At 66.3% G+C, this 14,194-nt stretch carries 13 protein-coding genes; 9 read left to right on the forward strand and 4 right to left on the reverse strand.

Annotated elements, in window-relative coordinates:
- Positions 1–47: 47 nt before the first annotated feature.
- Positions 48–1,724: an energy-dependent translational throttle protein EttA gene (ettA, locus tag GBZ48_RS14460; protein WP_174471671.1), complete on the reverse strand. Its 1,677-nt coding sequence runs from the start codon at positions 1,722–1,724 to the stop codon at positions 48–50.
- A 162-nt stretch (positions 1,725–1,886) separates the two neighbouring features.
- Here ettA and GBZ48_RS14465 point away from each other — a divergent pair, with 162 nt between their 5' ends.
- Both GBZ48_RS14465 and GBZ48_RS14470 read left to right on the forward strand, forming a co-directional pair.
- Positions 1,887–2,366 carry a YaiI/YqxD family protein gene (locus tag GBZ48_RS14465; protein WP_174471672.1) on the forward strand — a complete coding sequence of 160 codons (480 nt, stop codon included), beginning with the start codon at positions 1,887–1,889 and terminating at the stop codon, positions 2,364–2,366.
- A gap of 142 nt (positions 2,367–2,508) precedes the next feature.
- Complete coding sequence (locus GBZ48_RS14470) at positions 2,509–3,141, forward strand: EcsC family protein (protein ID WP_174471673.1); 633 nt, start codon at positions 2,509–2,511, stop codon at positions 3,139–3,141.
- A gap of 41 nt (positions 3,142–3,182) precedes the next feature.
- Here the strand turns inward: GBZ48_RS14470 and GBZ48_RS14475 are convergent, their stop codons facing one another.
- Positions 3,183–4,586: an FAD-linked oxidase C-terminal domain-containing protein gene (locus GBZ48_RS14475; protein WP_174471674.1), complete on the reverse strand. Its 1,404-nt coding sequence runs from the start codon at positions 4,584–4,586 to the stop codon at positions 3,183–3,185.
- 345 nt (positions 4,587–4,931) lie between these two features.
- On the opposite strand from GBZ48_RS14475, the gene GBZ48_RS14480 reads away from it, so the two are divergent.
- The 7 genes from GBZ48_RS14480 to lipA all read left to right on the forward strand — a co-directional run bounded on the left by GBZ48_RS14480 (position 4,932) and on the right by lipA (position 12,334).
- On the forward strand, positions 4,932–6,011 hold the full coding sequence (locus GBZ48_RS14480; protein WP_174471675.1) for an ATP-NAD kinase family protein: 1,080 nt from the start codon (positions 4,932–4,934) through the stop codon (positions 6,009–6,011).
- Positions 6,012–6,043: 32 nt separating this feature from the next.
- On the forward strand, positions 6,044–7,027 hold the full coding sequence (locus tag GBZ48_RS14485) for a thiamine pyrophosphate-dependent dehydrogenase E1 component subunit alpha (protein ID WP_174471676.1): 984 nt from the start codon (positions 6,044–6,046) through the stop codon (positions 7,025–7,027).
- 67 nt (positions 7,028–7,094) lie between these two features.
- Positions 7,095–8,129 carry an alpha-ketoacid dehydrogenase subunit beta gene (locus GBZ48_RS14490; protein WP_174471677.1) on the forward strand — a complete coding sequence of 345 codons (1,035 nt, stop codon included), beginning with the start codon at positions 7,095–7,097 and terminating at the stop codon, positions 8,127–8,129.
- Positions 8,130–8,249: 120 nt separating this feature from the next.
- Positions 8,250–9,374 carry an acetoin dehydrogenase dihydrolipoyllysine-residue acetyltransferase subunit gene (locus GBZ48_RS14495; protein ID WP_174471678.1) on the forward strand — a complete coding sequence of 375 codons (1,125 nt, stop codon included), beginning with the start codon at positions 8,250–8,252 and terminating at the stop codon, positions 9,372–9,374.
- Between the two features lie 95 nt (positions 9,375–9,469).
- Positions 9,470–10,255, forward strand: coding sequence for an SDR family NAD(P)-dependent oxidoreductase (locus tag GBZ48_RS14500; RefSeq protein WP_174471679.1), 786 nt, complete (start codon positions 9,470–9,472; stop codon positions 10,253–10,255).
- A 46-nt stretch (positions 10,256–10,301) separates the two neighbouring features.
- Positions 10,302–11,414, forward strand: a complete 1,113-nt coding sequence (locus tag GBZ48_RS14505; protein WP_246307187.1) for a 2,3-butanediol dehydrogenase — start codon at positions 10,302–10,304, stop codon at positions 11,412–11,414.
- Positions 11,414–12,334, forward strand: coding sequence for a lipoyl synthase (gene lipA / locus GBZ48_RS14510; RefSeq protein WP_174471680.1), 921 nt, complete (start codon positions 11,414–11,416; stop codon positions 12,332–12,334). The genes GBZ48_RS14505 and lipA overlap by 1 nt, the downstream gene beginning before the upstream one ends.
- Here lipA and GBZ48_RS14515 read toward each other — a convergent pair.
- Together GBZ48_RS14515 and zapE are read right to left on the reverse strand one after the other, a co-directional pair.
- Positions 12,318–12,779 (reverse strand): hypothetical protein, encoded by a 462-nt coding sequence (locus GBZ48_RS14515; protein WP_174471681.1) that lies wholly within the window; start codon positions 12,777–12,779, stop codon positions 12,318–12,320. The two genes, lipA and GBZ48_RS14515, sit on opposite strands and share 17 nt — an antisense overlap.
- A gap of 172 nt (positions 12,780–12,951) precedes the next feature.
- Positions 12,952–14,124 (reverse strand): cell division protein ZapE, encoded by a 1,173-nt coding sequence (gene zapE, locus GBZ48_RS14520; protein WP_174471682.1) that lies wholly within the window; start codon positions 14,122–14,124, stop codon positions 12,952–12,954.
- Positions 14,125–14,194 lie beyond the last annotated feature (70 nt).

Consider the following 14,194-nt stretch of genomic DNA (forward strand, 5'->3'; position numbering starts at 1 on the left):
TGACTGACCGGCGGCCCTTTTTCAATCGGCAGGAAGCCTCCCAGCCGTCAGCTGCGCACCAGCGGCTTGTACTTGATGCGGTGCGGCTGGTCGGCATCGGCGCCCAGGCGGCGCTTCTTGTCGACCTCGTAATCCTGGAAGTTGCCTTCGAACCATTCGACGTGGCTGTCGCCCTCGAAGGCCAGGATGTGGGTGGCGATGCGGTCAAGGAACCAGCGGTCGTGGCTGATGACCACGGCGCAGCCGGCGAAGCTCTGCAACGCGTCTTCCAGCGCCCGCAGCGTATCGACGTCCAGATCGTTGGTCGGTTCGTCGAGCAGCAGGACGTTGGCGCCGGACTTCAGCATCTTGGCGAGGTGGACGCGGTTGCGCTCACCGCCCGACAACTGGCCGACCTTCTTCTGCTGGTCGGGACCGCGGAAGTTGAAGCTGGAGACATAGGCGCGGCTGGGCATGGTCTTCTTGCCCAGCTCGACCAGATCCAGCCCGTCGGAGATCTCCTCCCACACCGTCTTCTTGGCGTCGAGGCTGTCGCGGCTCTGGTCGACATAGCCGAGCTTCACCGTGTCGCCGACGCGGAAGGTGCCGGCATCCGGCCCGTCCTGCCCGGTGATCATGCGGAACAGCGTGGTCTTGCCGGCGCCGTTCGGGCCGATGACGCCGACGATGCCGCCCGGCGGCAGGCGGAAGGACAGGCCGTCGATCAGCAGGCGGTCGCCGAAGCCCTTGGCGATGCTCTCCGCCTCGATGACGACGTTGCCGAGGCGCGGCGGCACCGGGATGACGATCCGGGTCTCGCCGGACTGTTCCTTGCCGCTTTCGGCCAGCAAGGTCTCATAGGCGGTGATGCGCGCCTTGCTCTTGGCCTGACGGGCGCGCGGGCTCTGTCGGATCCACTCCAGTTCGGTGGCCAGCTGCTTCTGGCGCGACTCCTCCTGGCGGCCTTCCTGCTCCAGACGCTTCTGCTTCTGCTCCAGCCAGGACGAGTAGTTGCCTTCCCACGGAATCCCCGACCCACGGTCGAGTTCGAGGATCCAGCCGGTGACGCTGTCGAGGAAGTAGCGGTCGTGGGTGACCAGCACGACGGTGCCCTTGTAGTCCTCCAGATGCTTCTGGAGCCAGGCGACCGATTCGGCGTCGAGATGGTTGGTCGGTTCGTCGAGCAGCAGCAGGTCGGGCTTTTCCAGCAGCAGCTTGCACAGCGCGATGCGGCGCTTCTCGCCGCCCGACAGCTTGGTCACGTCGGCGTCGCCCGGCGGGCAGCGCAGCGCGTCCATGGCGATCTCGACCGTGCGGTCGATGTCCCAGGCGTCGGCGGCGTCGATCTTCTCCTGCAACTCGCCCTGTTCGGCCAGCAGCGCGTCGAAGTCGGCGTCCGGATCGGCCATCAGGTTCGACACTTCGTTGAAGCGGTCGAGCAGCGCCTTGGTCTCGCCCAGCGCCTCCATGACGTTCTCATGGACGGTCTTGGTCGGGTCGAGCTGCGGCTCCTGCGGCAGGTAGCCGACCTTGGCGCCCTCGGCCGACCAAGCCTCGCCGGAGTAGTCCTTGTCCAGCCCGGCCATGATCTTCATCAGGGTCGACTTACCGGAACCGTTGACGCCGAGCACGCCGATCTTCACACCCGGCAGGAACGAGAGCCAGACGTTGTCGAGAACCTTCTTGCCGCCAGGATAGACCTTGGTCAGGCCCTTCATGACATAGACATACTGGTAGGACGCCATGCGCCGCTCCGACCTTCCGAAAAAATGTGAGAATTGGCGCCGCCCCATCCCGATGGTTCTACGGCACCCTGTCGCTAGGGACTGGTTTTAGCGCATAAGGGCCTTGCATGAAACCTTGTTGAGCCACCCGGCGGGGGCCGGGCAGCGACAGGAGGAACAGGATTGGTCAGTCCCAAAGTCGAAATCTACGTCGATGCCGACGCCTGCCCGGTCAAGGCCGAGGTCTACAAGGTCGCCGGCCGCACCGGTTCCAAGGTCTGGCTGGTGGCCAATGCGCCGCTGCGCCTGCCGACGGAGTGCATGGCGGAACTGGTTGTGGTCAGCGACGGCTTCGACGCCGCCGACAACTGGATCGCCGACCATGCAGGCCCGACCGACATCGTGGTGACGGCGGACATCCAGCTGGCCGACCGCTGCGTGAAACGCAACGCGGTGGTGATCGGCCCGACCGGACGCCCCTTCACGCCCGACAGCGTCGGCTCGGCGCTCGCCACCCGCGCCCTGATGCAGGATCTGCGCGACATGGGCGTGGTCAGCGGCGGCAACGCCCCGATGAGCCAGCGCGACAAGTCGCAGTTCCTCCAGACGCTGGACCAGGCGGTCCAGGCGCTGAAGGCGGGGCGGCGGCCGAAGTTCCGGTAGGCGGGCGCCGCGCTGTCCCGGCACCTTCGCGGCATGCCTGATGTTTTCCCTTTTCTCGTGCATCAACCCCAGAAACCACTCGTTAAGAATATCTGTTCAATCTGTTTTAACAACCGAAAGGCAGAACACAGAGGAATGGAGAATGGCGGCGTTAACTGAGTCAACGATCCATCAAGCCCTGGATTGGGCTTATGATAAAGCTGTCAACGGTGTTCCCGGACTTGATAGCGCTGTCGAATTGGCTGCGGAGTACGCCAAGCAGGATGGAACTCTATATGATCAAGCCAATGCGTTGATCCGCTGGCAGATAGCCAAATGCGCGACATCCGGATTTGTGACCGGCCTTGGGGGATTGATGACTCTCCCGGTCGCAATTCCCGCCAATATTACATCAGTCCTCTATGTTCAAGTAAGAATGATCGCAGCTCTTGCTCATCTGGGCGGACACGATATCAAGGACGACCGGGTCAAAACGCTCGTCTACACCGCACTATGCGGGAATGCCGCACTTCCGGTTTTGAAAGAAATCGGCGTTAAAGTCGGGACCAAAGTAACGCAGAAAATGATACAAAGCATATCAAGGGAAGTTATTATATCTATTAATAAAACAGTTGGCTTTCGCCTTCTTACGAAATTCGGCTCCACAGGCGTCATAAATTTGGGAAAAGCCATACCACTGGTTGGCGGAATTGTAGGCGGCACCGTCGATGGCGTTGCCACCAACACCATCGGCAATGTCGCTCGCGACCTGTTTATTGCTCAACAGACCGCGTAGTATTAAAGGGAGGCGTCGCTTTTCGAGGCCTCCCTCGTTTTTTACACCCGCACCACCTTGCCCGGGTTCAGCAGATTGTCCGGATCGAAGGCGCGCTTCAGGTCGCCCATGACGCCGAAGGCCTCGCCGGTCTCCTGCTCCAGGAAGGCCATCTTGCCGTAGCCGATGCCGTGCTCGCCGGTGCAGGTGCCGCCCATCTCCAGCGCACGGGTCACCATCTTGTCGGCAAGGCGCTGCGCCTCCGCCAGCTCCGCCGGGTTCTCCGGGTCGAGGACATAGACGAGGTGGAAGTTGCCGTCGCCGACATGGCCGACCATCGGGGCCAGCATGTTGGACACCGCCAGATCCTGCTTGGTCTCCAGAATGCAGTCGGCAAGCCGCGAGATCGGCACGCAGACGTCGGTCGGCCAGCCCTTCGACCCCGGACGCAGGGCCAGTGCCGCGTAATAGGCGTCGTGCCGGGCCTGCCACAGCTTCGAGCGGTCCTCCGGCCGGGTGGCCCAGGCAAACTCCATCCCGCCATGCTCGGCGGCGATGGCGGCGACCATCTCCGCCTGCTCCTTCACCCCGGCCTCGGTGCCGTGGAATTCGAAGAACAGGGTCGGGGCGACGGCGTAGTCGAGCTTGGAGTATTTGTTGACGGCGTCGATCTGCACCTCGTCCAGCAGTTCGATGCGGGCGACCGGCACGCCGACCTGGATGGTCTGGATCACCGTGTCGACGGCGCCCTTGATGGTCTGGAAGGCGCAGACCGCGGACGAAATGGCTTCCGGGATGCCGTAGAGCTTCAGCGTCACCTCGGTGATGATGCCGAGCGTGCCTTCGGAGCCGACGAACAGCCGGGTCAGGTCATAGCCGGCCGCCGACTTGCGCGCACGCCCGCCGGTCTTGATGACGCGGCCGTCGGCCAGCACCACGGTCAGCCCCAGCACATTCTCGCGCATCGTGCCGTAGCGCACGGCGTTGGTGCCGCTGGCCCTGGTCGCCGACATGCCGCCCAGCGAGGCGTTGGCACCGGGATCGATGGGGAAGAACAGGCCGGTGTCGCGCAGATGCTCGTTCAGCTGCTTGCGGGTCACACCGGCCTGGACGGTCACGTCCAGATCCTCCGGGCTGACCCGCAGGATCTGCTGCATGCCCGACAGGTCGATGGTGATGCCGCCGGCCAGCGCCGCGATGCCGCCCTCCAGCGAGGTGCCGGTGCCGAAGGGGATGATCGGCAGCTTGTGCTTCGCGCAGATCTTCACGATCGCGCTGACCTCTTGGGTCGAATTGGCGAAGGCGACGCCGTCCGGCGGGAAGGGCGTGTGATAGGACTCGTCCTTGCCGTGATGCTCGCGCACCGGCAGGGAGGTGGTGAACCGGTCGCCCAGCAGAGCCGACAGCTCGGCCCGGGCCTCCTCGGTCAGGGCCGCGCGCGGCTGGGTGGTGGCGATGACGGTCATGGGTGTTGTCCTCCCCGGTCGATGAGTCATTCGGATGGTTCATTGGTATGACCAAGGGAGGCTAAAGCGGCAGGCAAGCCCTTGGCAAGACTGGCGCCGCGCAGGGGTGGAATGCCAGGGCGCCACAGGTTGGCCGCGATCTCACGCAAGAGGCGCCACACCTGTTGCACCGGCGGCGCAACAGTCCCTGCAACACCTGTTGCAACGCCCCACCCCGCCGCATCGCCTTGAACCGTTGAAAATCAAGAAAATCCGCTGAACTGACCATCTGGCACGGCGGTTGCTTTTACCCCCTCGAACCGCGTGTCGATCAACGGCGCGCCGCATTGAGGGGGAGACGCCATCTTGGCTCCGGTCGTCGGCATCGTCGCCAATCCGGTTTCAGCCCGCGACATCCGCCGGGTCGTCGCCAACGCCACCAGCCTGCAGATCGCCGACCGGGCGAACATCCTGCTGCGGGTGCTGGCGGCGCTGCACGCCTGCGGCGTCCGCGACGTGCTGATGATGCCGGAGAATGGCGGCATCCGCGCCCATGTCGAGCGCGGCCTGATGCGGGCCAGGGGGAGTGGCGCCTCGCGCGGCGAGGACATCTATCCCGCCCTCCACACCGTCTCCATGCCGGTCACCGGCACCGTCGCCGACACCCACCGCGCCACCGCGGAGATGCGGCGGGCCGGCGTGTCGGCCCTGGTGGTGCTGGGCGGCGACGGCACCCACCGGGCGGTGGCGGCCGAATGCGGAACGGTGCCCATCGCCGGCATCTCCACCGGGACCAACAACGCCTTCCCCGAACACCGTGAGCCGACGATCACCGGGCTCGCCACCGGGCTGGCGGTCACCGGCCGGGTGCCACCGCACATCGCCTTTGCCGCCAACAAGCGCATCGACGTGTCCCTCGTCAGCGGGGCGAACGGCGGCGCGGTGACCGAGATGGCTCTGGTCGATGTCGCCCTGGTGACGGAACGCTACATCGGCGCCCGCGCCCTGTGGCGGACCGAAAATTTCCGCGAACTCTACGTCACCTTCGCCGACCCCGAGGTGATCGGCATGTCGGCCATCGCCGGCCTGCTGGAACCCGTCGACCGCGACGAGAGCGGCGGTCTGATGGTGCGGCTGTCACCGGATGGCACCTGCCGCAAGGGCATCACCACCCTCAACGCCCCCATCGCGCCGGGAATGATGGCCCGGGTCGGCGTCACCGACTGGCGCCGCATGCCGGCCGGCGTGGCCTTCGTGCCGGAGGTCACCGCCGGCTCGGTCGCGCTGGATGGCGAACGCGAGCTGTCCTTCACCGAACGCGACCGTCTGTCCCTGACGCTCAGGGACGACGCCTTCCGCACGGTCAACGTCGCCGCAGTGATGCGGCACGCCGGCCAGAACCGGCTGCTGACCGGCACCCCGGTGCCCGTCACATCCGCCTTCTAATCATCAAACACCAATCAGGGAGAAAACACCTCATGGCCCAGAATCCCTTCCCCCTCGGCAAGGACGAGCTGCTGAAGGCCTACCGCACCATGCGGACGATCCGCGAGTTCGAGGAGCGGCTGCACGTCGATTTCGCCAAGGGCGACATCCCCGGCTTCGTCCACCTCTATGCCGGCGAGGAGGCCTGCGCCACCGGCATCATGATGCACCTGAACGACAACGACCGCATCGCCTCGACCCACCGCGGCCACGGCCACTGCATCGCCAAGGGCGTCGATGTCCACGCGATGATGGCGGAGATCTACGGTCGCAGCACCGGCGCCTGCCGGGGCAAGGGCGGGTCGATGCACATCGCCGACCTGTCCAAGGGCATGATGGGCGCCAACGGCATCCTCGGCGCCGGCGCGCCGTTGATCTGCGGGGCGGCACTGGCGGCCAAGGTGCGCGGCGACCGCGGCGTCGGCATCACCTTCGTCGGCGATGGCGCCTCCAACCAGGGCACCTTCCTGGAGAGCCTGAACCTCGCCGCGGTGTGGAACCTGCCGGTGGTCTTCGTGGTAGAGAACAACGGCTATGCCGAATCCACCGCGATGGAATGGGCGGTGTCCTGCGACAGCTATGTCGACCGCGCCACCGGCTTCGGCATGCCGGGCGTCACGGTGGACGGCACCGACTTCTTCGCGGTGTACGAGGCGGCCGGCGAGATCATCCGCCGCGCCCGCGACGGCGGCGGCCCAGCCCTGCTGGAATGCAACATGGTCCGTTTCTACGGCCATTTCGAGGGCGACGCCCAGACCTACCGCGCCAAGGGCGAGCTGGAGGCGATCCGTGCGTCCCGCGACTGCCTGACCATCCTGTCGGAGCGCGTGATCGAGGCCGGGGTGATCGGCCGCGACGAGCTGCAGGCCATCGACCGCGAGGTGAACGCGCTGATCGAGGACGCCACGCGCGCCGCCAAGGCCGCCCCGCTGCCCACGCCGGACGACCTGCTGCGCGACGTCTACGTCGCCTACTGAGGCCACGTCTACGTCGCCTACTGAGCCAACCCCAATCCAAGAGACGCGAAACGCGCGGAGGAAACACATGTCCCGCAAGATCAGCATGAAGCAGGCGATCAACGAGGCCCTGGACCTGGAGATGCGCCGCGACCCCACCGTCATCGTCATGGGCGAGGACATCGTCGGCGGCACCGGCGCCCAGGGCGAGGACGACGCCTGGGGCGGCGTGCTGGGCGTCACCAAGGGGCTGTACGCCAAGCATGGCGACCGGCTGATGGACACGCCGCTGTCGGAATCCGCCTATATCGGTGCCGCCGTCGGCGCTGCCGCCTGCGGGCTGCGCCCGGTGGCCGAGCTGATGTTCCTCGACTTCATGGGCGTCTGCTTCGACCAGATCTTCAACCAGGCCGCCAAGTTCCGCTACATGTTCGGCGGCAAGGCGGAGACGCCGGTGGTGATCCGCGGCATGGTCGGCGCCGGCTTCCGCGCCGCCGCCCAGCATTCGCAGATGCTCACCCCGCTGTTCACCCACATTCCGGGGCTGAAGGTGGTCTGCCCCAGCAACGCCTATGATGCCAAGGGCCTGCTGATCCAGTCGATCCGCGACAACGATCCGGTCATCTTCTGCGAGCACAAGAACCTCTACGGCCTGGAATGCGAGGTTCCGGCCGAGAGCTACGCCATTCCCTTCGGCGAGGCGAACGTGCTGCGCGACGGCGACGACGTGACCATCGTCAGCTACGGCCTGACCGTCCACCGCGCGATGGAGGCGGCGGCGGCGCTGGCGAAGGACGGCACCGAGGCCGAAGTCATCGACCTGCGCACCCTGTCGCCCATCGACTGGGACACCATCGTCGAGAGCGTGGAACGCACCGGCCGGCTGGTGGTGGTGGACGAGGCGCATCCGCGCTGCAACCTCGCCACCGACATCGCAGCCTTCGTCGGCCAGAACGCCTTCGGCGCGCTGAAGGCCGGCATCCAGATGGTGACGGCGCCGCACACCCCGGTGCCCTTCGCGCCGTCGCTGGAGGATCTGTATGTCCCCAGCGCCGACAGCATCGCCAGCGCCGTCAAGCGCACCCTGTCGCCCAAGGGCGCATCGCCGCGGATCGCGGCGTAAGAGACCGGCTTCACACCACACAGCACGCACGAGCCGCCCCGCTCCCTCATTCCCGCCTGCGCGGGAGTGACGGGAGGGGTGCGCGCCAAGCAAAAAAGCATTCCCAGGAGACCGAGTTCCATGTTGAACGAGCGCATCAAGCCCATCGTCATGCCGAAATGGGGCCTGTCCATGTCGGAGGGCAAGGTCACCGGCTGGCTGAAGCGGCCGGGATCCACCATCTCCATCGGCGATGAGCTGCTGGAGGTCGAGACCGACAAGATCACCAATGTGGTCGAGGCGGGCGAAACCGGCGTGCTGCGCCGTGTGCTGGGCGAACCCGGCACCGTCTATCCGGTCAAGGCGCTGATCGCCGTGCTGGCCGAACCCGACGTGCCGGACGACGACATCGACGCCTTCATCAACTCCTATGCCGTCCCGGCCAGCGAAGACGACGGCGAGGCCGAAGCCGGCCCGCAATACCACACCGCCGAAACCCCGGCCGGCACCATCCGCTATGCCAAGCGGGGTGAAAGTGGGCCGACCGTCCTGCTGGTCCACGGCTTCGGCGGCGATCTCGACAACTGGCTGTTCACCATCGACGCGCTGGCGGAGAAGGCCACCGTCTATGCGCTCGACCTGCCCGGCCACGGCCAGTCGAACAAGCAGATCGCCGACCCCAGCCTGTCCGGCCTGTCGAAGGCGGTGCTGGGCTTCCTCGACACGGTCGGGGTGGAGCGCGCCCATTTCGTCGGCCACTCGATGGGCGGTGCGGTGTCGATGCGCACGGCGCTCGACGCGCCGGGGCGGGTGGCGTCGCTGTCGCTGATCGCGTCGGCCGGTCTCGGCGAGCAGATCGACCACGGCTACATCCAGGGTTTCGTCGGTGCGACATCGCGCCGCGACCTGAAACCGGTCCTGGAGACGCTCTTCGCCGACCGTGGCCTTGTCAGCCGCCAGATGATTGACGACCTCCTGAAGTACAAGCGGCTGGACGGCGTGGACGAGGCACTGCGGGCGCTGTCGGCCTCGCTGTTCGCCGAGGGCCGGCAGGCCAGCGTGCTCGCCTCCGGCATCGCCGATGCCAGGACGCCGACGCTGGTGGTGTGGGGCGAGGAGGATCGCGTCATCCCCGCCGACCATGCCCAGGCGCTGGCGAACACGGCACAGGTCGCCGTCATCCCCGGCGCCGGCCACATGGTGCAGATGGAGGCGGCCGGCAAAGTGAACGCGCTGCTGAAGGACCACATCGCCAAGGCGGACTGAGGAGGCCAGCTCCCTCCCCGCCCCTTTCCCCGGTTCCCGAACCCTTCGCCACCGGCGCGCAGGCTGTCCGCCAGCGCGCCGGCAGGAGACCGTTCATGCCCGATCTCAAGGACAAGTGCATCATCGTCACCGGCGCCGGCCGCGGCATCGGCGCCACCATCGCCCGCGCGCTGGCCGCCGACGGTGCCAAGCTGACCATCGCCGACCGCAACGCGGCCGACGCCCAACAGGTCGCCGAAGCCATCCGTGCCGCCGGTGGCAGCGCCATTGCCGTCACCGTCGATGTCCGCGACCGCGCCGCCGTCCGCCGCATGATCGACGAGACGGTGAAGGCCCATGGCCGGCTCGACGTTCTCTTCAACAATGCCGGCATCGCCCAGACCAAGCCCTTCCTCGACATCACCGAGGACGACTGGCACACGCTCAACGACGTCAACGCGCTTGGCGTGCTGATCGGCATGCAGGAAGCCATCAAGACGTTCCGGAAACAGGGCGGCGGCGGCAAGATCGTCAACACCGCCTCCATCGCCGGCAAGCAGGGCTACGAGCCGCTGGCCCATTACTCCGCCAGCAAATTCGCCGTGGTGGCCCTGACCCAGGCCGCCGCCCGCGGCTTCGGCAAGGACGGCATCACCGCCAACGCCATCTGCCCCGGCGTGGTGGCGACCGAGATGTGGAAGATCATCGACCAGGGCTTCCGCGACACCGGCATCACCAAGTCGGAGAACGAGGCCTTCGACATGTTCGCCGCCGGCGCCGTGCTGGGCCGGCCGTCGCGCCCCGACGATCTGGTCGGTGTCGCCCGCTTCCTCGCCTCGTCCGACAGCGACTTCATGACCGGCCAGTCCCTTCTGGTCGATGGCGGGATGGTGTTCGCCTGACCGTCCCGACCGCTCGCCCACAACGATAAAACCGGAGGACAACACCATGAGTGCCACTTCGATGAAGGCCGCCGTCTGGCATGGCCGCAAGGACATCCGGGTCGAGGACGTGCCGCTGCCGGGCGCCCCGCCCGCCGGCTGGGTGCAGATCAAGGTGCATTGGTGCGGCATCTGCGGGTCCGACCTGCATGAGTATGTCGCCGGCCCGGTCTTCATCCCCGTCGACACCCCCCACCCGCTGACCGGCCTGAAGGGCCAGTGCATCCTCGGCCACGAATTCAGCGGCGAGATCGCGACGCTCGGCGAGGGCGTGACCGGGTTCAGCGTCGGCGACCGGGTGGCGGCCGATGCCTGCCAGCATTGCGGCGAGTGCTATTACTGCAAGCACGGCATGTACAACATCTGCGAGAAGCTGGCCTTCACCGGCCTGATGAACAACGGCGCCTTCGCCAGTCTGGTCAACGTCCCGGCCGAGTTGCTCTACAAGCTGCCCGACGGCTTCCCGACCGAGGCCGGCGCCTTGATCGAGCCGCTGGCGGTCGGCATGCATGCGGTGAAGAAGGCCGGCAGCGTCGTCGGCGAGACGGTGGTGGTGGTCGGCGCCGGCACCATCGGCCTCTGCACCATCATGTGCGCGAAGGCGGCGGGCGCCGGCCGGATCATCGTGCTGGAGATGTCCGCCGCCCGCAAGGCCAAGGCGCTGGAGGTCGGCGCCAGCATCGTGCTCGACCCCAAGGAATGCGATGCGGTGGCGGAGGTCAAGGCGCTGACCGGCGGCTACGGCGCCGACGTGTCGTTCGAATGCATCGGCCATCGCGACACCGCCAAGCTCGCCATCGACGTGATCCGCAAGGCCGGCAAGGCGGTGCTGGTCGGCATCTTCGAGGAGCCGAGTTCCTTCAACTTCTTCGAGATCGTCGCCACCGAGAAGCAGGTCATCGGCTCGCTGGCCTACAATGGCGAGTTCGCCGACGTCATCCGCTTCATCGCCGACGGCCGCATCGACGTGCAGCCGCTGATCACCGGCCGCATCACCCTGAGCGACATCGTCAGCGGCGGCTTCGAGGAGCTGGTCGCCCACAAGGACCGCAATGTGAAGATCATCGTGCAGCCGCAGGCGGTCGACGCGGCAGCCGAACAGCCGGAGCTCGTCCACTGATGGCCCTTCCCGCGATGCATGCACTTCGCCCGGAACACCGGGCCGAGAAGCCGGCCTGGCTCCGCGCCCGCGCGCCAGCCGGGACGGCTTTCGGAGACACGCAGTCGCTCGTCCGCCGCCACGGCCTGAACACGGTCTGCGAGGAGGCCGCCTGCCCCAACATCGGCGAATGCTGGAGCAAGCGGCACGCGACGGTGATGATCCTGGGCAGCGTGTGCACGCGGGCCTGCGCCTTCTGCAACGTCGCCACCGGCCGGCCGGACGCGCTCGATCCCCACGAGCCCGACCGGTTGGCCGGGGCGGTCGGCGAGCTTGGCCTCGCCCATGTCGTCATCACCTCGGTCGATCGCGACGATCTGCCGGACGGCGGGGCCGCGCATTTCGCCCGCTGCATCCGCCGTCTGCGCGAGACCGCCCCCACCACGACGGTGGAGGTGCTGACCCCCGATTTCCGCAACAAGCCGGGGGCGGTGGAGACGGTCGCCGATGCCCGCCCCGACGTCTACAACCACAATCTGGAGACCGTGCCACGGCTCTATGCGGATGTGCGGCCGGGAGCCCGATATTACGGCTCGCTCCGCCTGCTGGAGCGGGTCAAGGAGCGCGACCCAAGCATCTTCACCAAGTCCGGCATCATGGTCGGGCTTGGCGAGGAGCCGGCGGAGGTGTTGCAGGTGATGGACGATTTGCGGGCGGCGGGCGTCGATTTCCTGACCATCGGCCAGTATCTCCGCCCCACCCCCAACCATCACCCTGTCGCCCGCCACGTCACCCCCGATGAGTTCGAGCGCTACGGCACGGTGGCGCGGGCGAAGGGGTTCCTGATGGTGTCGGCGACGCCGCTGACCCGCTCCTCCCATCACGCCGGGCGCGACTTCGAAGAATTGCGGCGGCGGGCGGCGGCTATTGCACCACCCTGACCGGCCCCACCTTGGACCCATCCGACTGCGGCGGCTTCATCAGCTTGCAATTGCTGACACAGTAGGTCTGCATCTCCATGCGGCCGCCGCAGCTCACAAAACACTCATCGTAATCCTGGGAACAGCTGCTCAATCGGTAGCAATGAATTTCACTTTCAAAGTCCCCAATTCGCCTTTCATGCTTCGCGCCTTTGGGAAGATTTTTCTTGTATTCGTAATATGCCGCATGCGCACGGGTCAGCCCTTCGGCCATGCAGGTCTGGTACCCCAATTCGACCGCGGCGTTGCACAGTTGTTTCGTCTGCTGGCATTGGGCGACGCAGCGTTTTCCGGCATCGGTTGCCGGCATGAATGTGGTTGTCCTTGTCTGTAAATTCGGAGTTGGGGTGCAACCGGCCAACCCGGCCGCCAGCAGGCAGCCGAGCACAACTAAACGCGTCTTCATCGTGGATGCCCCGCCGTGGATTACTTTCAATCGACACGAACAGGGCGCCGATCCAAAATAATCCACGTCATAGGCCTATTTCGCGAAGGCGGCGCCCAGCCCAGCAACAGACCGCCCAACACGGGACAAGCAGCCGTCGGCTACAGCTTCCAGGCTTTATGGAAACCCGCACTTATGTCAAATGCTGCCTTTGTAGGTAGTCCTCGCTCTGCATCTCCATCAGGCGGCTGACCGTGCGTTCGAACTCGAAGGCGTGGGTACCTTCCGGATAGAGGCGCTCGGGCGGCCCCTCCGCGGCGATGACGACGTTGACCTTGTGCTCGTACAGCGCATCGATCAGCGTCATGAAGCGCTTGGCCTCGTTGCGCAGCTCGTCCTTCATCGTGGGCACATGGTCGATCAGCACCGTGTGGAAATGGGTGGCGATCGCCAGATAGTCCGCCGCTCCCAGCGGCTTGCCGCACAGGTCCCAGAAATCGACCCAGGCCACGCATTTGGCGGCACGCGCGATGTCCACCCGCCGTCCCTGCACCGTGAGGCTGCAAGGCTCGCCCGCGGCACCGCCGGTCAGGTCGGAGAAGGCTTTCGCAAGGGCGGCGTCCGAGGCCGGACCCAGCGGGTGGTGGTAGATCGGCACGCCCTTAAGCCGGTCCAGCCGGTAGTCGGTCGGGCCGTCCAGCGACAGGATGTCGAGCTTTTCCTTCAGCAGGGCGATGAAGGGCAGGAACAGCTCGCGCTGGAGACCGTCCTTGTACAGCATGTCCGGCGGCCAGTTGGAGGTCGCCACCACCACCACGCCCAGATCGAACAGGTTGGTGAACAGCCGGCCCAAAATCATCGCGTCGACGATGTTGGTGACGTGGAACTCGTCGAAGCAGAGCAGCCACGCCTCGTCGGCCAGCGCGCGGGCCAGTTCGGGCAGCGCCTCGTCCGGGCCGTCACCCTTGCCTTTGCCGGATTGACGGTGGTCGTGGATGCGCTGGTGGATCTCCAGCATGAATTCGTGGAAATGGACGCGCCGCTTCTTGTCGACCGGGGCGGTCTCGTAAAACAGGTCCATCAGCATCGACTTGCCGCGGCCGACGCTGCCGTAGATGTACAGCCCCTGCGGTGCGGTGGAGGCGATGTCCGGCGGCGGCGGCGCGGCGCGGCGGCGGCCCAGACCGAAGCGCTCCAGCCAGCCACCCCCTGCCGGCTTGTCGTCGCCGACGGGCTGCGGCTGATAGCCCTTCAACGCCTGATACAGGCTTTGGAACTTCTCCGCCGCCAGTTCCTGGTCGGGATCGGGGCGAAGAGTGCCGCTGCCGCGGCGGACGCGGTAGAGCGAAAGCGGTCCGTCGGTCATGGGGATATGCGCGATCCGGCTGCCAAGATGGCTCCTTACCTAACGGATGGCGCCGGCTACGGCAACCGCC

This window comes from Azospirillum melinis (assembly GCF_013340935.1).
Lineage (GTDB): Bacteria > Pseudomonadota > Alphaproteobacteria > Azospirillales > Azospirillaceae > Azospirillum > Azospirillum melinis.